Source organism: Klebsiella sp. GW_Kp181, assembly GCF_040062315.1.
Classification (GTDB): domain Bacteria; phylum Pseudomonadota; class Gammaproteobacteria; order Enterobacterales; family Enterobacteriaceae; genus Klebsiella; species Klebsiella oxytoca.
Map to the genome: position 1 here is coordinate 20,291 of NZ_JBEAFR010000051.1, position 19,813 is coordinate 40,103.

Below are 19,813 nucleotides of genomic sequence, written 5' to 3' on the forward strand. Positions count from 1 at the left end.
TTATTGTCCTCCCAAACGAACAATTTTTGCCGGCGTAATATCAGGAACGGTCTGCGGAATATCCCAGGCCGAGAACACGCCATATACCTGCACCGCTTCACCGGTTTTAACCTGCGCCGTCTGGATCATTTTGACCGCATGTTCGTTAATCGCCCGGCTATATTCACCAAACAGCACCTGATCGTTGAAGTCCTGATAGCTGGCGCCCTGGTAGCCGTCGCGTAAAAGCGTGCCGCGCAGCGTCGGGCCAATCTGCACCACCACGTTGCCGCCGCTGGTATCCTGGATCGTCATTTTTCCGCTGCGGGAAGCGGAATCAATTTTGCTGATATTGCCTTCCACTTTGACGTAGAACACGCACGGGTTCTCATCCTGAGCGCGATAACCTAACGCTTTGCAGGCGCTATCAATGTCTTTCGCCGTGCGCAGGGCAGTCATTAACTCGGCAACGGGGCGGGCCCTGGCCACAACCTGAGGAACGACCTGCTCTTGCCATGTCCGATCGATATCCGCCATATGCGGATTAGGCGGGGATTTCAGGTCGGCCAGCTCCTGCTGAGAAACAATTCGGCAGCCTCCGAGGGCAACAACGACCAGCATCAGCGAGATTTTTTTATACATAATACTCTCCTGTGCGCCCCGGAAGGGGCGCAACAACCTGGAATCAGGATTTGATATTGAAGTCCTGAACTTTGTCTGCATTGTCCTGGGTGATCAGAATGCCGCGGAACATCACGCGCTGCCTGGCCGGTTTTTCGCCTTTTTGCAGGTAGTTATCGAGGTCGGTCACTCCCTGAGCGGCGATGGCCTGCGCCTGAAGCATCACGGTGGCCTGCAGGGTGCCGGCTTTTACCGCGTCGCGCTCATCGTTGCTGCCATCGATACCGACCACCACCACGTCGTTGCGATTAGCGGCTTTCAGCGCGGCAATGGCGCCAAGCGCGACAGGACCGTTGCCGCAAATCACGCCTTTCACGTCGGGGTGCGCCTGCAGGATGCTGTCCATAATGCGTTTGCCGTCGATTAACGTGCCCTTCGCGTCCTGCTTAGCGACGCTGACCATATCCGGGTACTGGTCGATAACCTGGTGGAAAGATTTTGAACGCGTTACGCAATTATTATCCGCCAGGTTACAGGTCAGCTCGGCGTATTTTCCTTTCTCCGCCATTTTCTCGACAAATACGTTGGCGACTTCAGAACCGGCCTGGAAGTTATTATGGGTAATTTGCTCCAGCGCAATATCATCGACAGGAATTTCACGGTTGATTAAAACCACCGGAATACCCGCTTTCTTCGCTTTTTCAATGGCGGCGACGCTGGCGGTGGAGTCGGCGTTATCCAGAATAATGCCCTGAACTTTTTTACCGATGGCGGTATCGATCAGCTCGTTCTGTTTTTTGACATCTTCGCCATGGGACAGAATGGTAGTTTGATATCCCAGCTCTTTGGCTTTCTCGCTGGCGCCCTTGGCTTCAGAGGCGTAATACGGGTTATCCAGCGAGTTAACCATGATCATAATGGTGCCTTTTTCTGCGGCCTGAGCGGCAAAAGAAAAGGCGGTCAGGGTAGCAGCAGTTAAAAGCGTTAAACGTAATTTCATGACAATTTTCTCTCTTGGTTGTTATTGTCGGGTACGGTGAAACAACGTAAGGCCTGTAAATCGAGTTTATGGGCCGGGGGTCTCCTTTTGTTGATGAGTAAGGTGCGTCACGCGTGCGATTCCCTGGTGGGCGTCAGGCGGACGTTGCCGGTTTCCATAATGTTCTGTTCACCGCATGGCGCCACTCCTGCCATCTCTTCTGCAGGCGCTGGTGGCGGGCCATATCGGGAATAAATTCGCTATGTTCGGTTAAAAAGGCTTTCAGGTCGGTGACCGTTCCCGGATTCAGGGCCTTGCGCGCAAGGAGGGCTGCGCCAATCGCCGACAGTTCGGCAATGTCGCTGCGCATCACCGGGCAGCCGAGCAGGTCAGCCTGATACTGCATTAACCAGTCGTTTTTGGTCGGGCCGCCGTCGACCATCAGCGCCGCTAAATGGAAGTCATCCTGCTGGCGCATGGCGACGACGACATCGGCGATTTGATAGGTAATGGATTCCAGCGCGGCGCGAATCAGATGGGCGCGCTTGACGCCGCGGCTCAGACCGCAAATCACGCCGCGGGCGCTGTCGTCCCACCACGGTGCGCCGAGGCCGGTTAAGGCTGGTACAAAATAGACGCCAAGAGTGGAGTCCACGGAGCCGGGAAGGGTGTTAAGCTCGTGAGCCAGTTCGGCATCCGAAAGCTCGCTTAACCCGGTGCTGTCGGCCATCCACGCCACGGCGTCGCCGGTATGGGGAATATTACCTTCGAGCCCGTAGGTGATGCTGTCGCCGTCGTGCCAGGCGATGGTGGTGGCCAGCGCGTCGATATCGCACTGTGCGGATTTTACCGGCGCCATCACCGATGACCCCGTACCGTAGGTGGCTTTAACACAGCCGAGTTCGCCCAGTGCGTGGCCAAACAACGCGGCGTGGGAATCCCCGACCATCGCCATCACCGGAATACCGTCAGGAATATTATTCAGCCCGCGGGTATAGCCAAATAATCCGCTGGACGGTTTAATCTCCGGCAGCGCGGCGCGTGGGATCTGGAATAGCGCCAGCATTTCGTCGTCCCACTGGCCGGTTTGCAGGTTCAGTAGCTGCGTGCGCGCGGCATTGGAATAATCGCAATGAAACGCTTCGCCCTGGGTTAAGTTCCACAGCAGCCAGCTGTCAATAGTGCCGAGGCAGATTTCTCCCCGCTCTGCCAGCATGCGACCCTCAGGAATGGATTCCAGCAGCCAGCGCATTTTTGAGGCAGAGAACAGGGGGGCAATCGGCAGGCCGGTAGCGGCCTTAATTTGTTGCTCTTTACCGTCGCGGCGTAGTTCATCGCAAAACGCAGCGCTGCGGGTACATTGCCAGGTGATAGCCGCGTTGATCGTCTTACCGCTCTGGCGATACCAGCCGATCGCCGTCTCGCGCTGATTGCTGATGGCTAAGGCAGCGATGTTTTCCGCGCCAACGTGTTCAACCGCTTGCGCAATAACGTCCAGTGACGCCTCTACCAGCACTTCTCCCGACTGCTCAACCCAGCCCTCACGCGGTGTTTGAATCGCCAGCGGCTGGGAGAATTTCACCACGACCTGGCCGCGGCTATCGAGCACGACGGCTTTGGCATTCGTGGTGCCTTCGTCCAGTGCAATGATGAACTCTTTAGGTGTTGCCTGCATTAGGTAGTCTCCTGAGTCACACTTCGTCCTGGTGCGGAGGGCAAAAGGTGAGCATTCCTCTTGTTCGCATTGCTTCCTGGCAGGGCATGATGTGACAATTCGTTTTCACTTTTTTAATCACTGAATATATATTCGATAGTGATTATTTATTTGATACCTTAGCCAGAAACTTCCCGTCGGGCTACTGGAAAAGTTATCAATTGTGCTGGCAATCACACTTATCCGATCGGCGAAGCGTTCAGCTATGGGTGGGAAAGGAGGTGATTTTCGAGTTTTATATTATTGAAATATAATGACTTATTTGCGTAACCTTTACGCTTCTGGCAAAGCGTAAAGGCTGTGGGAAAGTGTTTGAGTGAGGAAATTAACCGGCAATAAGCAGTCTGGCCGTTGGGTAATCGGTGATCAGAACATCGATATAACCGCCCGAAAGCGCACCTTTGATAGCCGCGACCTTCTCGCTGCCGCCGGCCAGGGCCACCACGTTAGGGCACTTCTTCACCTTCTCCAGCGCCATACCGATAACAGGATCTTCATCATCGCGTAACACTGCTCTGCCGTTTTTATCGTAATAGTGCAGGCAAATGTCACCCACGGCACCGCGTTCCGCCAGCACCTGCAGCATATCTTCGTGATAGTAGTTGCCGGATGTTTTCAGCAGCTGCGAAGGTTCAAGAATACCGATCCCGACAATTGCGATATCGACTTCATCAAAGCGGGCAATAACGTCGGCGACATCTTTACTGGCAACAAGACGATTCTTCTCCTCGGTGGATCCTTCAATGCTCTGTGAAGGGAGCAGCCAGGCTTCACAGTTCAGATGCTGCGCCAAAGTCTGGGTGAGAATAGTGGCCTGCACGTTGCCGTTCGGCCCTACGCCGCCGAGCAGCTGGATGACGCCGCTGGCTTTCAGGTTTTGGGCGTGTACTTCATCCACCATCGCGCGGATGGTGGAACTCCACGAAGAGACGCCAATCAGATCCTTTGGCCGTAATCGCGTTTCGAGGTAGTGGGCAGCGGCGGAACCGATAGCGCGCTTGATGGTGTGATCGCTGGCATCCTCTTCGGTATCCACCACGATGGCTTGTTTAATGCCGTAACGATCTTCAATTCCCTTTTCGAGATTGAGAAAAATATTTGACGGCTGGACAACGCTAATTTTCACCACGCCCTCTTTCTGGCAGCGGGTGATCGCTCGGGAGATAAATGACTGAGAAAGCGAGAGAAGTTGAGCAATGTCGGACTGCTTGCGTCCTTCGAGATAGTAGAGCGTGGCAATCTTAACTAATAGCCGTTGTTCATCCTGCTTAGCCATATATTTCCCCGAAAATCATTTACGTGCAGCCATTATCTTAGAGCTCATTATCATACGCGAAAAGAAAAGACATTTAAGTGTGATGGATATCTAACTTTCGCCAATCCTCAAAATCAGCTATGGACAAAAACAGAACAGTAGCTGCATAATTGAATAAAGAATCGTTATTGAATATATATTCATAGCGATTTCAGGTCAACTGAAAAGTGCCCGGGTGAAGTGATACCCGGTGGTAAGGAGGCAGAATGTTCCTGAGTATGATGCAGCGGCGTGAGCCCTACGATGCGTTGCCTGGGGATGTCTGGTTTTTTTAGTCCCTGACGGAATAAATATTCCAAGTTGAAAATAAATTCAGAGGTATTAAATGAATCCCTATAGCTATGATGTCCAGGCACTTGAGCGTAAAGCCCGCGCCGTACGTCGCCATATCGTCAGATTGAATGCCAATAGCCCTGCTGGCGGGCACACCGGCGCCGACCTGTCGCAGGTTGAACTGCTCACTGCGCTCTATTTTCGCATTATGAACGTCGCGCCGGACCGCGTGGATGATGACCAGCGCGATATCTACATCCAGTCGAAAGGCCATGCGGTGGGCTGCTACTACTGCGTGCTGGCCGAAGCGGGCTTCTTCCCGGTTGACTGGCTGGAAACCTATCAGCATGCGAATTCTCATCTTCCTGGTCACCCGGTTCGTCAGAAAACGCCGGGGATTGAACTCAACACCGGCGCGCTGGGCCACGGTTTGCCTGTTGCGGTGGGGCTGGCGCTGGCTGCGAAAAAAAGCAACAGCTCCCGCCGCATCTTTTTAATTACCGGCGATGGCGAACTGGCGGAAGGCAGCAACTGGGAAGCGGCGCTGGCTGCGGCGCACTATGGCCTTGATAACCTCGTCATTATTAATGACAAAAACAATCTCCAGCTGGCGGGGCCGACGCGGGAAATTATGAATACCGATCCGCTGGCCGATAAATGGAAGGCCTTCGGAATGACGGTTACCGAATGCCAGGGTAACGACATGGCGTCGGTGGTGGCGACCCTGGAAGGGCTGAAGCAGGAAGGTAAACCCAACGTTATTATCGCCAACACCACGAAAGGTGCCGGTATTTCCTTTATCCAGGGGCGCCCGGAGTGGCACCACCGGGTACCGAAAGGCGAAGAAATTGCACTGGCACTGGAGGAACTGAAAGATGAGTAATGCAGAACACCTGGCGAGCGTGATGGTTCAGGCCTTTATTGATGCGGTCGACAGCGGTGTCGATCTGGTGCCGGTGGTGGCTGACTCCACGTCAACGGCCAAAATCGCGCCGTTTATTAAACAGTTCCCCGGGCGTCTGGTGAACGTGGGCATCGCCGAGCAGAGCATGGTCGGGACGGCGGCGGGCCTGGCGCTGGGGGGGAAAGTGGCGGTCACCTGTAACGCCGCGCCGTTCCTGATTTCCCGTGCCAATGAGCAGATTAAAGTCGACGTTTGCTATAACAACACCAACGTTAAGCTATTTGGCCTTAACGCCGGCGCCAGCTACGGCCCGCTGGCCAGCACCCATCATGCGATTGATGACCTGGCGGTGATGCGCGGCTTCGGCAATATCCAGATTTTCGCCCCGTCTTCGCCGCGTGAATGCCGGCAGATTATCGATTACGCCATCGGCTATCAGGGGCCGGTCTATATTCGTCTTGACGGCAAGGCGCTGCCGGAACTGCATGATGAAAGCTATCGCTTCGTGCCGGGAGCGGTCGTTACGCTGCGGGAAGGCGAGGATATCGCTCTGGTCGCTACCGGATCGACGGTGCATGAGATCGTCGATGCCGCGCAGATGCTGGCCGACGCGGGGATTCAGGCTAAAGTGGTGAGCGTGCCGTCCATTCGCCCTTGCGATACCGCCGCGCTGCTGGCGGCGCTGAAACCGTGCAAGGCGGTGATAACGGTGGAAGAGCATAACGTCAACGGCGGGTTGGGTAGCCTGGTGGCGGAAGTGCTGGCTGAAGCCGGGGCGGGAATTCCGCTCAAACGCCTGGGGATCCCGGATGGTGAGTATGCGGCGGCGGCAGATCGCGGTTGGTTGCGTAAACACCACGGTTTCGATGCCGCTTCCGTCGCCGGGCTGGCGCAGAAAATGCGCTGACTTTACGCCGGCTTAAACCGATAACCCGTGCGGCTGCCGCGCGGGTTTTGCTTTTACGCCGCGCAGAGCGTAATGACGTAGTCACCGGCCTTAATCCATTGCAGCCGATACTCCCCGGCGGAGAGCCGAAGAAGCAGATTTCCCTCCTTTATATACGCCAGCGTAAAATCGCTAAAACCGACGCCCGCCTGTACGTCGGGATGGCTGGCCTTAAACGCGCTCTCTTTCGCCGAAAATGCCAGCGTGAGCGCCAGCTCGGGGCCCAGGCCGCTGGCGTCCAGCAGACTTTTTTCCGCGCTGTTGATGATGCAGCTTTCCAGCTCAGCCGCCAGGTCAGGAGTCAAGATGCGCTCAATATCAACGCCGATCGGCCGGACAGAGACGACTGCCAGCGCGCTGCGTTCACAGTGGCTTATGCTGCCGTACCACGGGTGCGGCCATAGGGGCTGGCGTTGGTCGCCAATGGCAGGGACCTCTGTCTCACCGACTTCCCGCAGCGCATAAACCGCAGCGATACGCCCGGCAAGATGTTCGCTCTGCCGCTTGCGGGCGCAGCCGGTTAGCCGGGCATGGTGCGGCAGCCAGAGGAGATCTTCAGGCCGAAAGGTCAATGGGTCGAAATCGACACGCTGCAGCGAGCGATCGGCAAGCTGAATGATAGAACGTTGGGTTTGCATAGGGGGATGTTAACAGATTCTCCCCTCCGCCCTCTATGGGAAGAGGGCGGGGGGAACGGCCGGACAATCAGAAGTGGGTATTGACGCCCAGATACCAGGTGCGGCCTGATTCGTTATAGGTATTGGCGCCAGCGCCAGCCATATAAGAAACATCCGTCAGGCTACCGGTGGTTTGCGCATTACCCGCGCGCCAGTGGCGCTTGTCGAAAACGTTATCCACGCCGCCGGTCAGGCTGACGTTTTTCGTCACATCCCAGGTGGCGCTCAGGCCAACGATGCTGTAAGGGCTGACTTCATCCGTTTCAGAACCCACCGCCGGCTCACCTTTGTAGTTATATTTCTTCGGCTGCTGCTTGCCGTACCAGGTGAAGGTCGACTGCACCGAAATATCCTCCTGAATCTGCCAGCTCAGAGTGGAGTTCAGGGTATATTCCGGAATAATCGACAGACGATCGCCGGTTTTCTTGTTTTTACTTTGCAGCATATAAGTGATGTTATTGGTCCAGTTCACCGTTTCGCTGACCGGCACGTTCAGGGTGCCTTCGAGACCTTCAACCACCGCTTTAGGCACGTTTTCCCACTGATAGATATCGGTTTTCACTTTACCGTTCGTCGTCTGTGAAATCGGCGCGTAGCCCGCTTCGATTTTATCGCGGTAGTCGTTACGGAACCATGTCACACCCGCCAGCCAGCCGTCGCGTTTAAACTCAAGGCCAATCTCTTTGTTGATGCTGGTTTCGGCTTTCAGGTCATCGTTACCCATCATGTAGCAACCGGTACCGTTGCCGCTGGCATAGCAGCCCTGGCCTTTACTATAGAGAATATAGTTCGGGTTGGTTTGGTACAGGCTCGGCGCTTTATAGGCGCGGGCGATGCCCATTTTTAACGTGAAGTCATCCCACAGACCCTGAGACAAGTTAAGCGACGGGCTCCAGTTGTTGCCGACGATCGTGTGATGATCGAAACGCAGCGCCGGCGTCAGCATGGTGGTGTCGGTCAGCTCCACGTTGTCTTCGGCAAACAGGGAGAAGATCTCGGCCTTCGAGTATGGGCTACGGCCGGTGCTGTCATAGCCGTCGATATCGCCGCCCATAAAGGTCTGGGTATTTGACGCCAAATCCTTCATCCGCTGCTGATTCCACTCGGAGCCCAGCGTCAGGTTCTGGTTAAACACCAGATCCAGAGGGATGTTGACTTCGCTGTGCAGCATCACGTCGGCGAGGTCGATATCGCTGAACTGGTTGCTGTTGAAGATACCTTCCGTGCCGCCCGCCAGACCTTCGCCTTTACGCGAGTTACGGGTACGTTCGTACTGGGCCCAGTTGCTGGTGGTCACGCCGTTATCCCAGCCGCCGTTCCAGGTGACGGAATAAGTCTGGCGATAGAGGCGGTTCGTCTCTTTCCCGTAGTTCTCTTTCACCAGATCGTTAGTATTGGTGTTCTGCGTATCGCCCGCGTAGAGGTTGCCCTGACGGCTGTAGCCGGATTCAAACTCCAGCGACTGCATCGGCGCGAAATCCCAGCGCACGACGCCGTTAATATTCTTATTTTTCACCCCTTCACGCCCGGCAGGCATGGTATTGGCATAGGCGCCGGTACGCTCGGATTGATGTCCGTCGTTGATATCCCAGGCATCGGCCTGGGTTTTGTCGAGGTTGCCCAGCAGGCGGAAGCTGAAATCGCCCCCCAGCGGGCCGCTGAGGCTAAAGTTGGTGCGTTTAGTCGAACCTTCGTCTTTATGCTCCGGGGCGTTCATGTAGGTATTCCATGAACCGTGCCATTCGCCGTCACTCTTCTTGGTGATGATATTGACCACGCCGCCCGCCGCGCCGTTGCCGTAGCGCGCGGCCGCCGGGCCGCGAATGACTTCAATACGTTCGATCAGCTCCGGCGGTACCCATGAGGTATCGCCGCGGGTATCGCGCTCGCCGCGCCAGCCCAGACGTACGGAGTTGCGGCTGGTCACGGGCTTGCCGTCAATCAGGATCAGGGTGTTTTCCGGGCCCATGCCGCGAATATCAATCTGGCGATTGTTGCCGCGCTGGCCGCTGGTGGAGTTGCCGGTCAGGTTTACGCCCGGCATGGTACGGATAATTTCAGATACGTCGCGCGCAGGCGGACGTTTACGAATTTCATCTGCGGTGATGGTTGATACGCCAGGCGCCTGCAGGTTCTGCTCGGCGGCGGTGACAACCATGGTTTCATCAGCGGTTGCGGTTTTGCTATCGGAGACCGTTTCCGCCGCGCTTAGCGGAAAAGCAGCCCCGTAGATTCCCAGATTGACCAGCAAGGCCAGGGATTTGATCCTGTTATTCATTGTAAATCCTGCTTTTCGTCGCCGCCTTCCCCAAAGGCCCCTTCCCGTCGGGAGGGGAGGCGGTATCAATGTTGCCGGTAGAGAGCACAGGCACTCCGTCGCTGACCAGAACCCGGCTTTCGGGCTAAATTGTTTCCCCGAAAGTCCCGGCGCTGCATAAGCTCTCTCTGACATGTTTATTTTTTAAAAGACGCGCTTCCCACAGCGCGCTAATACGCTATTGCAAATGAAAATAGTTATCAATAATATTATCAATAAATATTGCGTTTATTAATGCGTTTGTTGATAAATGTCACGATAAACATAGGGTTGAAAGGAATGCATAAGACAGGATGCGAAGACTGGTGGCGCCATATCTCCGGTCCGCAAATTGAGGTCGTGGACGACGCGTATCGGGTGACCTTTTGGTGGCGCGATCCGGCGGGCAACGAAGCCTCTTCGCCAACCCGGCGGGTATGGATTTATATTACCGGCGTGACTGACCATCATAAAAACGCCGTACCGCAAACGCTGCAGCGCATTCCCGGTACCGATGCCTGGTGCTGGCAAACCACTCTCTCTGCCGCCTGGCGCGGCAGCTACTGCTTTATTCCTTCCGCGCGGGACGACGACTTTTCCCCTCAGCTTTTTAACGGCGACAGCCCGGACCGCGCGCTGCTGCGCGAAGGCTGGCGCAAGCTGCTGCCGCGGGCGATTGCCGACCCGCTTAATCCGCAAAGCTGGAAGGGCGGGCGCGGCCACGCGGTCTCTGCGCTGGAGCTGCCGGACGCCCCCGACCAGCCCGGCTGGGCGCTGCGTGATGAACCTTATCAGCCGCCGGTCTGCATTGAATGGCAGAGCCAGCGACTCGGCAACCGGCGGCGGATATGGATTTACGCCACCGGCGATGCGCAGCCGCAAGCGCGCCCGCTGGCGATTTTGCTTGATGGTCAGTTCTGGGCTGAAAGCATGCCGGTATGGGCGCCGCTAGCAGGATTAACCCGCGAGAAGCGGTTACCGCAGGCGGTTTATCTGCTGATTGACGTTATCGATAACCAGCATCGCGCCGAAGAGCTTCCCTGCAATGAAACGTTCTGGCTGGCGGTTCAGGAAGAGCTGCTGCCGATGGTTCACCGGATAGCACCTTTCAGCGATAGCGCCGACCGAACCGTGGTGGCAGGCCAGAGCTTTGGCGGCCTGGCCGCGATGTTCGCCGCGCTCTACTGGCCCCGGCGCTTTGGCTGCGTGCTCAGCCAGTCTGGCTCCTACTGGTGGCCGCATCGCGGCGGCGTGCAGACGGGCCTGCTGATTGAGCGGCTCAGCCGCGGCGAAATACAGCCGCAAGGGCTACGCATCTGGCTGGAGGCCGGCGTTCGCGAGCCGATCATTTTTCGCGCGAACCAGGCGCTGCTGACGCATCTGGAACAGCAGACGATTTTCTGGCGTCAGGTTGACGGCGGACATGATGCGCTTTGCTGGCGCGGCGGGCTGACGGCCGGGCTCATCCAGCTGTGGCAGCCATTAGGCCGTGAAGAGTAGCAAAGCGCGATTTACGAGGAATTTGATATGCAATTCAGTAACCCCTTCGACAATCCGCAAGGGCAGTTTTACATTCTGCGCAATGACCAGCAGCAGTTCAGCCTGTGGCCGCACCACTGCGCCCTGCCGGAAGGCTGGACGGTAGAGTGCCCGCCGCAGTCGTTAGAGGCGTGCAACGCCTGGCTGGCGGAGAACTGGTCAACGCTTACCCCCGCGCACTATGCATCCTGAGGAGCCCACAATGACCACACGTTTACCGCTGGTTGCGGCTCAGCCGGGGATCTGGATGGCGGAGCGCCTCTCGACGCTGCCCGGCGCCTGGAGCGTGGCCCACTATGTTGAGCTGCGCGGCGATATCGACCCGACCTTGCTCGGGCGGGCGATTGTCACCGGGCTCTCTCAGGCTGACACCCTCAGCATGCGTTTTTGTGAAGATAACGGCGAAGCCTGGCAGTGGGTCGATGAAAATCGTCATTTTGCCGAGCCGGACTATCGGGATCTGCGCACGTCGCACGACCCGCACGCTGCCGCGCTGGCGCTGATGCAGGCCGACCTCGGGCAAAACCTGCGCGTGGACGGCGGTAATCCGCTGGTCTGCCATCAACTGCTGCGGGTGGGGGATAAGTGCTGGTACTGGTATCAGCGTTATCATCATTTGCTGGTCGATGGCTTCAGTTTCCCGGCCATTACCCGCCAGATCGCCGCGATTTATCGCGCATGGCAGCGCGGCGAAGAGACACCAGCTTCGCCGTTCACGCCGTTTGCCGAGGTGGTGGAAGAGTACCAGCGCTACTACGGCAGCGACGCCTGGCAGCGTGATAAACAGTTCTGGCAGGCGCAGCGTCAGGCGCTGCCGGCTCCGGCCTCCCTTTCCGACGCGCCGCTGGCGGGAAGGGCGACCAGCACCGATATCTGGCGCATGAAGCTGGAGGTCGACGCCGGCGTATTTAGCCGGCTGGCGGCAGGCGCGCCGCAGTGCCAGCGCGCGGATCTGGCGCTGGCGCTGACCGCCCTGTGGCTGGGACGGCTGTGCAGCCGAATGGATTACGCCGCGGGCTTTATTTTCATGCGCCGCATGGGCTCTGCGGCATTAACCGCTACCGGCCCGGTGCTCAACGTTCTGCCGCTGGCGGTCAATATTGACGCCCGGGAAACGCTGGCGGAGCTGGCCATGCGTCTTGCCGGACAGCTCAAGAAAATGCGCCGCCACCAGCGCTATGATGCCGAACAGATTGTCCGCGACAGCGGCAGGGCGGCGGGCGATGAACCGCTGTTTGGCCCGGTACTCAATATTAAAGTCTTCGACTATCAGCTGGATATCGACGGCGTACAGGCGATTACCCACACCCTGGCCACCGGCCCGGTCAATGACCTGGAGCTGGCGCTCTTCCCGGATGAAACCGGCGGTCTATCGCTGGAGGTGCTGGCGAACAAGCAGCGATATGATGAGCAGACGCTGCGCGGGCATATCGCCCGTCTATCTTCTTTGCTGACTCAGTTTGCCGATAATCCCACTCTGCCCTGCGGCGAGGCGAATATGCTGTCGGCGGCGGAAAACCAACGCCTGGCGCAGGTGAACGCGACCGCTGTCGACCTGCCGCTCACCACCCTGAGCGCGCTGGTGGCGGCGCAGGCGGCAAAAACCCCGGATGCCCCGGCGCTGGCGGATGGCTGCTGGCAGTTTAGCTACCGTGAGATGCGCCAGCAGGTGGTAGCGCTGGCCGAGCGTCTGCGCGCACGGGGCGTCAAACCGGGCGATAGCGTGGCGGTCGCGCTGCCGCGATCTGTATTCCTGACGCTGGCGCTGCACGGCATTGTTGAGGCCGGAGCCGCGTGGCTGCCGTTGGATACCGGCTATCCCGACGACCGCTTGCGGATGATGCTGGAAGACGCCCGTCCGTCGCTGCTGATCACCTCTGAGGATCAGCTGGCGCGCTTTAGCGATATTCCCGGCCTGGAAAGCCTCTGCTACCAGCAGCCGCTGGCGGCGGGCGAGTCCGCGCCGCTGGCGCTCTCGCAGCCGGAGCATACCGCGTATATCATCTTTACCTCCGGCTCCACCGGGCGACCGAAAGGGGTGATGGTCGGGCAGACCGCCATCGTCAACCGCCTGCTGTGGATGCAGGACCATTATCCGCTCTGTGCTGAGGATGTGGTGGCGCAGAAGACGCCGTGCAGCTTTGATGTCTCGGTATGGGAGTTCTGGTGGCCGTTTATCGCCGGTGCGCAGCTGGTGATGGCCGAGCCGGAAGCCCACCGCGACCCGCTGGCGATGCAGCAGTTTTTTGCCCGCTACGGCGTGACAACGACCCACTTTGTGCCGTCGATGCTCGCGGCGTTCGTTGCCTCGCTGGAGGCGGAAAACGTCGATTGTTGTCAAACCCTGCGCCGGGTATTCTGTAGCGGAGAGGCGCTGCCGACGGCGCTATGCCGTGAATGGGAGCAACTCACCGGCGCGCCGCTGCATAACCTGTACGGCCCGACGGAAGCCGCTGTGGACGTCAGCTGGTATCCGGCCTGCGGGCCCGAACTGGCGGCAGTCACCGGCGCCAGCGTACCGATTGGCTGGCCGGTGTGGAATACCGGCTTGCGCATCCTTGATGCCGCCATGCGCCCGGTACCGCCGGGCGTGGCGGGGGATCTCTACCTGACCGGCATTCAGCTGGCGCAGGGCTATCTGGGGCGTCCCGATTTGACCGCCAGCCGCTTTATTGCCGACCCCTACGCGCCGGGCGAGCGGATGTACCGCACCGGCGATGTTGCCCGCTGGCTGGATAACGGCGCGGTCGAGTATCTCGGACGCAGCGACGACCAGCTAAAAATACGCGGCCAGCGAATTGAGCTGGGCGAAATTGACCGCGCGCTATCTGCGCTGCCGGACGTTGCGCAGGCGGTGGCTCACGCCTGCGTCTTCAACCAGGCGGCGGCGACCGGCGGCGATGCCCGTCAGCTGGTGGGCTATCTGGTTTCTGCTTCCGGTCTGCCGCTGGACACCGCCGCGCTCAAAGCGCAGCTTGGCGAACAGCTACCGCCGCATATGGTGCCGGTGGTGCTGATTCAGCTGCCGGCGCTGCCGCTAAGCGCCAACGGCAAGCTGGATCGTAAAGCGCTGCCGTTACCCACGTTGAGCAGTGAGCGCAGCGGACGTCCGCCGGAGCCGGGCGTGGAAACTGCCGTTGCCGCAGCGTTCAGCCAGCTGCTCGGCTGTGAGGTAAACGACATCGATGCCGATTTCTTCGCCCTTGGCGGCCATTCGCTGCTGGCGATGCGCCTGGCGGCGCTGCTGAGCCGCGAACTGGAACGCCAGGTGACGCCTGGCCAGATAATGGTCGCTTCTTCCGTCGGCAAGCTGAGTGCGCTGCTGGCATCGGATCTGAGCGATGAGCAGGCGCAACGGCTGGGCTTCGACGCGATCCTGCCGCTGCGCGAGAGCGACGGTCCGACGCTGTTTTGCTTCCATCCGGCTTCCGGTTTTGCCTGGCAGTTCAGCGTGCTGGCGCGTTATTTAAGCCCGCGCTGGTCGATCGTCGGCATTCAGTCGCCGCGACCGCAGGGGCCGATGGCGACGGCGGCGGATCTGGATGCGGTATGCGAACATCATCTGCAAACCCTGCTTTCGCAGCAGCCGCGCGGCCCGTACTATCTGTTTGGCTATTCGCTCGGCGGTACCCTGGCGCAGGGAATTGCCGCCCGTTTACGCCAGCGCGGCGAAGCGGTGGCCTTCCTCGGGCTGCTGGATACCTGGCCGCCCGAGACGCAGAACTGGGCGGAGAAAGAGGCGAACGGTCTGGATCCTGAGGTGCTGGCGGAAATTGCCCGCGAACGTGAGGCGTTTCTGGCCGCCCAGCAGGGGCAGGCTTCCGGCGAGCTGTTCAGCGTGATTGAAGGCAACTATGCCGATGCGGTGCGCCTGCTGACTACCGCGCACAGCGCGAAGTTTGACGGTAAGGCGACGCTGTTCGTGGCGGAGAAGACCCGGCAACCCGGGATGGACCCGCAGGTGGTGTGGGGGCCGTGGATCGGCGAGCTGGAGGTGTTTAGCCAGGATTGCGCCCACGTGGATATTATCTCTCCGCAGGCTTTTGAAGCGATCGGTCCGGTGGTCAGGGAGATACTCGGTTAGGGAAGATGAACTCCCGGGTTGCGGCTGACGCCTTACCCGGGCTACCGTTTGTGCCAGATTGGGTAGCCCGGCTAAGCGCAGCGCGAGCCGGGATGCAGTAGCGCCAATGTATCAGCCCGGCTCATTTACCGGAGGCGGCACCTGACACGGCTGTCCGGGTTACCGGCCCGCAGATGGCGGTGAACCTGTAGCCCGGCTAAGCGCAGCGCGAGCCGGGAATTTCTACTTGCGACCCAGCGGCACTACCAGCGGCGTATGCGCCACCGGATCTTCAATAATCGTACAGCGCAGGCCGTAAATCTTCTCGATCAGCGCCGCGTTGACAATCTCCTTCGGCGCGCCCTCGGCGACGATTTTACCGTCGCGCAGGGCAATCAAGTGGGTGGCGTAGCGGCAGGCCTGATTCAGGTCGTGCAGCACCGCCGCCAGCGTATAACCCTTTTCCTGATTCAGCTCGCTCAGCAGCTCCAGCAGATCGATTTGATGGCTGATATCCAGCCAGGTGGTGGGCTCATCCAGCAGCATAATCGCCGTTTCCTGGGCCAGCACCATGGCGATCCACGCCCGCTGGCGCTGGCCGCCGGAGAGCGTATCGACGCTTTGTTGCGCGAGGTCGGTAATGCCGGTGGCCTTCATCGCCCTGGTGACCGCCTCTTCATCCTCTTTGCGCCAGCGGGTAAACAGCGGCTGGTGCGGATAGCGGCCGCGGGCGACCAGCTCCTGAACCGTTATATCCCCCGGCGTGGTGGCGTTCTGCGCCAGCAGGCCGATGCGCTTTGCCACCTCTTTACTGGCGTAATGCTGGATCTGTTCGCCGTCGAGCCAGACATGACCGCTGGTAGGCGTCATCAGGCGGCTCAGGGTGCGCAGCAGGGTCGACTTACCGCAGCCGTTGGGGCCGATAATCGCGGTAAAGTGGCCATCGGGAATGGTGACGTTCAGCGATTCGGCGATGGTCTTTTTGCCGTACGCCAGGGTCAGCCGATCGCCGCGCAAACGGGAGGTAACAGCGGTCATTTTTTGCGGGACTCCTGAATTAACAACGCGATGAGGTAGATGCCGCCAATGCTGACGGTCACCACGCCCACCGGTAACTGATAGGGCATAAACAGACGCTGCGCGGCGTAGTCGGAGATGGCCAGCAGCAGGGCGCCGCACAGCGCCGCCTGAGTCAGCCCCCAGCGCGCGGTACCGCTGAGGCGGCGCGCGATATGCGGGGCCACCAGGGCGATAAATGAAATCGGCCCGGCGAGCGCGGTGGCGGCGGCGGTCAGTACCACCCCGACCAGCATCATCAGCAGGCGCGAACGCTCAACCCGCACGCCCAGCGCACAGGCGGTATCGTCACCCATCTCCAGCAGCCGCATGCGCCGCGCCAGCAGCGCCCCGCAAACCAGCATCAAGAGAATCAGCGGCGCGGAGGGCCAGGTTTTTCCCCAGGTCAGTCCGTTAAGCGAGCCGGCATACCACAGCCCGGCGGAGAGGGCGGTTTCCAGCGAAGCGCGCAGCAGTAGCCAGGTATTGAATGCTACCAGCATGGCGCGGACGCCGATGCCGATAATAATCAGGCGAAAGGTTTCAATCCCGTTGCGCCACGCCAGTATCCAGACCACCAGCGCGGTGAGGATCCCGCCAGCCATGGCCGCCGCGGCGATGGCCGCCAGGTTCTGGCCGAACATGACCATGGCGACCAGCACGCCGCTCCACGCCCCGGTGTTAAAACCCATCACGTCCGGGCTACCCAAGGGGTTGCGGGTGAGCGACTGGAAAATCGCGCCGCTGACGCCGAGGGCGGCGCCGATCAGCAGCGCCATCAGCACGCGGGGCAGGCGCCACTCGGTCACCACCAGGGTGATATTGCGCGGCGCATCGCCGAGCAGCGCGGAGATAACCTGTTCAACGCTTAACGGTACCAGGCCGGTGCCGAGCCCCCACAGGGAGACCAGGGCGCTGGCGATCAGCAGCAGCAGGCAGCTAAACATCAGGCGGCGGGACGGGGCCATCACATTCCACCTCCGCGCGGCTGGCGGCGGACCAGCCAGATCAGCACCGGCGCGCCGATAAAGGCGCTGACTACCGAAACCCGCAGCTCACCGGGGACCAGCAGACGGCCCAGCACGTCGGCAAACAGCAGCAGGGCAGGGGTGGCCAGCAGGGTGACCGGTAGCGACCAGCGATGATCCGCGCCCACCAGCCAGCGGGCCATATGCGGCATCATCAGGCCAATAAAGGCGATGGGCCCGACCACCGCCGTGGCGCTGCCGCACAGGACGGTAATCGCCAGCAGGCCGATGAGCTGGGTACGTGCCACCCGGCTGCCGAGCGCGGTGGCCGTATCGTTACCGAGGCTCAGGCTGTTTAAGGCCCTGCTCAGCAATAGCGTCACCAGGCTGGCAATGAGTACCGGGATCAGGACAATTTTAAGCGTTTGCAGGGTGCGCACGTCCAGCGAACCCGCCTGCCAGAAGCGCAGTTGATCGTAGACGTCGGGGTTGAGCAGGGCGATACCGCTGGAAAGGCCTTCCAGCACCGCCGCCAGGGCGACCCCCGCGAGGGTCAGGCGAACCGGGCTCAGCTGGCCGCCGCCCTGGCTGCCGGTAAAGGCGACCAGCAGCGAGGCGCCGAACGCGCCGCAAAAGGCCATCAGCAGCTGCTCTTGCGGTGAGGAGATACCAAACAGCGCCGCACCCAGCACGATAGCGAAGCTGGCGCCGGAGTTGACGCCGAGGATCCCCGGATCCGCCAGCGGGTTACGGGTCAGCGTTTGCATCAGCGCTCCGGCCAGGCCCAGCGCGGCGCCGGCCAGCAGCCCGGCAAGGGTTCGCGGCAGTCGGGCATCAAGGACGATGGTGCAATCGGCGCTCTGGCAGGTGCCGGCGAAAGCATCGATGACGACGCTAAACGGTAGGGGTTTGGCGCCGATCAGCAGGCTGAGCGCAACCGCAATGATTAACACGATTAAAAGACCCGGCACGGCAAAGGCGCGCGCCGCGGTCGTTGAAGACGACATGGCTTACATCCCTGACATGATAATGATAGTAATTATCGTTATCGATTCTATCCAGTTATGTTAGCATGTGCACCCATAAAAATGGTATGGAAAATAATAACAAGGCGCTGTCATGAACCGACAATCCTGGCTGCTGAATCTCAGCTTGCTGAAAACCCACCCGGCCTTTCGCGCCGTCTTTATCGCCCGCTTTATCTCAATTCTGTCGCTTGGCCTGCTGGGCGTGGCGATCCCGGTACAGATCCAGATGATGACCCATTCGACCTGGCAAGTGGGGCTGTCGGTCACCTTAACCGGCGGTTCGATGTTTGTCGGTCTGATGATCGGCGGCGTGCTTGCCGACCGCTATGAGCGTAAGCGTCTGATCCTGCTGGCGCGCGGCACCTGCGGCATCGGCTTCGTCGGCCTGTGCCTCAACGCCATGCTGCCGGAACCGTCGCTCATCGCTATCTATCTGCTGGGCATCTGGGACGGCCTGTTTGCCTCAATCGGCGTGACCGCGCTGCTGGCGGCGACCCCAGCGCTGGTTGGCCGGGAAAATCTGATGCAGGCCGGGGCGATCACTATGTTGACGGTGCGGCTGGGATCGGTCATTTCACCGATGATCGGCGGTCTGCTGCTGGCAACCGGCGGCGTGGCCTGGAACTACGGGCTGGCGGCGGCAGGTACTTTTATAACGACGCTGACCCTGCTGCGTTTGCCGCGGCTGGCACCGCCGCCGCAGCCGCGCGAGCACCCACTAAAATCGCTGAACGCGGGATTGAAGTTTCTGTTTAATAGCCCGCTTACCGGCGGCATTGCGCTGCTTGGCGGACTGCTGACGATGGCCAGCGCGGTGCGCGTGCTCTATCCGGCGCTGGCCGGAAGCTGGCAGATGTCGGCGTCGCAGATTGGCCTGCTGTACGCGGCGATCCCTTTGGGAGCGGCGTTCGGCGCGTTGACCAGCGGACAGCTGGCGCAGACGGCGAAGCCCGGCGTGCTGATGCTGGCGACCACCGTCGGCTCGTTTGTGGCGATTGCGCTGTTCAGCCTGATGCCGGTGTGGGAGCTGGGCGCGCTGTGCCTGGCGCTGTTTGGCTGGCTGAGCGCAATAAGCTCGCTGCTGCAATATACGCTGATCCAGACGCAAACCCCGGAGAATATGCTCGGGCGCATCAACGGGCTGTGGACCGCGCAGAACGTGACCGGCGATGCGATAGGCGCGGCGCTGTTGGGCGGTCTGGGCGCGATTCTGACGCCGGCCGCTTCGGCGAGCGCCAGCGGCTGGGCGCTGGTGATTGTGGGCGTAGCGCTGGTCGGGCTGCTACGCGAGCTGCGCCGCTTTCAGCGCCCGGAGACGGTCAGCGAAAGCTAGTTCCGCTGGTCTTCCCGGAGGCGGCGCGTCGCGCCTGTCCGGGCTACTGGCCCGCAGACGGCGGTGAACCCGTAGCCCGGTCAGCGCAGCGCCACCGGGGAAGCACACCGCAGACGACGGTG

The 19,813-nt window shown here is 59.8% G+C and carries 15 protein-coding genes; 6 read left to right on the forward strand and 9 right to left on the reverse strand.

The window, feature by feature from the left end; genetic code table 11:
• The 4 genes from ABLV11_RS10725 to ABLV11_RS10740 form a co-directional block, all read right to left on the reverse strand.
• Positions 1 to 621 (reverse strand): DUF2291 domain-containing protein, encoded by a 621-nt coding sequence (locus tag ABLV11_RS10725; protein WP_004111235.1) that lies wholly within the window; start codon positions 619 to 621, stop codon positions 1 to 3.
• A 43-nt stretch (positions 622 to 664) separates the two neighbouring features.
• A complete protein-coding gene (locus ABLV11_RS10730; protein ID WP_004100051.1) occupies positions 665 to 1,600 on the reverse strand; it encodes a D-ribose ABC transporter substrate-binding protein in 936 nt (311 codons plus the stop codon).
• 133 nt (positions 1,601 to 1,733) lie between these two features.
• Complete coding sequence (locus ABLV11_RS10735) at positions 1,734 to 3,254, reverse strand: FGGY-family carbohydrate kinase (protein WP_348855306.1); 1,521 nt, start codon at positions 3,252 to 3,254, stop codon at positions 1,734 to 1,736.
• A 364-nt stretch (positions 3,255 to 3,618) separates the two neighbouring features.
• Positions 3,619 to 4,569, reverse strand: coding sequence for a sugar-binding transcriptional regulator (locus ABLV11_RS10740; protein WP_142478319.1), 951 nt, complete (start codon positions 4,567 to 4,569; stop codon positions 3,619 to 3,621).
• A gap of 364 nt (positions 4,570 to 4,933) precedes the next feature.
• Here ABLV11_RS10740 and ABLV11_RS10745 point away from each other — a divergent pair, with 364 nt between their 5' ends.
• Together ABLV11_RS10745 and ABLV11_RS10750 are read left to right on the forward strand one after the other, a co-directional pair.
• Positions 4,934 to 5,764 (forward strand): transketolase, encoded by an 831-nt coding sequence (locus ABLV11_RS10745; RefSeq protein WP_024273892.1) that lies wholly within the window; start codon positions 4,934 to 4,936, stop codon positions 5,762 to 5,764.
• On the forward strand, positions 5,757 to 6,692 hold the full coding sequence (locus ABLV11_RS10750; protein WP_023329423.1) for a transketolase C-terminal domain-containing protein: 936 nt from the start codon (positions 5,757 to 5,759) through the stop codon (positions 6,690 to 6,692). Before ABLV11_RS10745 ends, ABLV11_RS10750 begins: the two co-directional genes overlap by 8 nt.
• A gap of 53 nt (positions 6,693 to 6,745) precedes the next feature.
• On the opposite strand, the gene entD is transcribed toward ABLV11_RS10750, so the two are convergent.
• Together entD and ABLV11_RS10760 are read right to left on the reverse strand one after the other, a co-directional pair.
• Positions 6,746 to 7,369, reverse strand: a complete 624-nt coding sequence (gene entD / locus ABLV11_RS10755) for an enterobactin synthase subunit EntD (RefSeq protein WP_017146386.1) — start codon at positions 7,367 to 7,369, stop codon at positions 6,746 to 6,748.
• A gap of 67 nt (positions 7,370 to 7,436) precedes the next feature.
• Entirely contained in the window at positions 7,437 to 9,686 is a 2,250-nt protein-coding gene (locus ABLV11_RS10760; RefSeq protein ID WP_004100062.1) for a TonB-dependent siderophore receptor, read from the reverse strand.
• Between the two features lie 318 nt (positions 9,687 to 10,004).
• Here ABLV11_RS10760 and fes point away from each other — a divergent pair, with 318 nt between their 5' ends.
• Genes fes through entF form a run of 3 tightly spaced genes read left to right on the forward strand, consistent with a single transcriptional unit; the run spans position 10,005 to position 15,327 of the window.
• Positions 10,005 to 11,204, forward strand: a complete 1,200-nt coding sequence (fes, locus tag ABLV11_RS10765; protein WP_134882914.1) for an enterochelin esterase — start codon at positions 10,005 to 10,007, stop codon at positions 11,202 to 11,204.
• 27 nt (positions 11,205 to 11,231) lie between these two features.
• On the forward strand, positions 11,232 to 11,435 hold the full coding sequence (locus ABLV11_RS10770) for an MbtH family NRPS accessory protein (RefSeq protein ID WP_004100064.1): 204 nt from the start codon (positions 11,232 to 11,234) through the stop codon (positions 11,433 to 11,435).
• A gap of 10 nt (positions 11,436 to 11,445) precedes the next feature.
• Positions 11,446 to 15,327 (forward strand): enterobactin non-ribosomal peptide synthetase EntF, encoded by a 3,882-nt coding sequence (gene entF / locus ABLV11_RS10775; protein WP_049127341.1) that lies wholly within the window; start codon positions 11,446 to 11,448, stop codon positions 15,325 to 15,327.
• A gap of 222 nt (positions 15,328 to 15,549) precedes the next feature.
• Here entF and fepC read toward each other — a convergent pair whose 3' ends face one another.
• The 3 genes from fepC to fepD are packed head-to-tail and all read right to left on the reverse strand — an operon-like array spanning position 15,550 to position 18,337.
• A complete protein-coding gene (fepC, locus tag ABLV11_RS10780) occupies positions 15,550 to 16,344 on the reverse strand; it encodes an iron-enterobactin ABC transporter ATP-binding protein (RefSeq protein WP_016807587.1) in 795 nt (264 codons plus the stop codon).
• The gene (fepG, locus tag ABLV11_RS10785; protein ID WP_032704620.1) at positions 16,341 to 17,333 is read right to left on the reverse strand and encodes an iron-enterobactin ABC transporter permease; all 993 of its coding nucleotides are present in this window, start codon (positions 17,331 to 17,333) and stop codon (positions 16,341 to 16,343) included. Before fepG ends, fepC begins: the two co-directional genes overlap by 4 nt.
• A complete protein-coding gene (fepD, locus tag ABLV11_RS10790) occupies positions 17,330 to 18,337 on the reverse strand; it encodes a Fe(3+)-siderophore ABC transporter permease (RefSeq protein ID WP_123830235.1) in 1,008 nt (335 codons plus the stop codon). Before fepD ends, fepG begins: the two co-directional genes overlap by 4 nt.
• 112 nt (positions 18,338 to 18,449) lie before the next feature.
• On the opposite strand from fepD, the gene entS reads away from it, so the two are divergent.
• The gene (gene entS / locus ABLV11_RS10795) at positions 18,450 to 19,691 is read left to right on the forward strand and encodes an enterobactin transporter EntS (RefSeq protein WP_348855307.1); all 1,242 of its coding nucleotides are present in this window, start codon (positions 18,450 to 18,452) and stop codon (positions 19,689 to 19,691) included.
• The last annotated feature ends 122 nt before the right edge of the window (positions 19,692 to 19,813 follow it).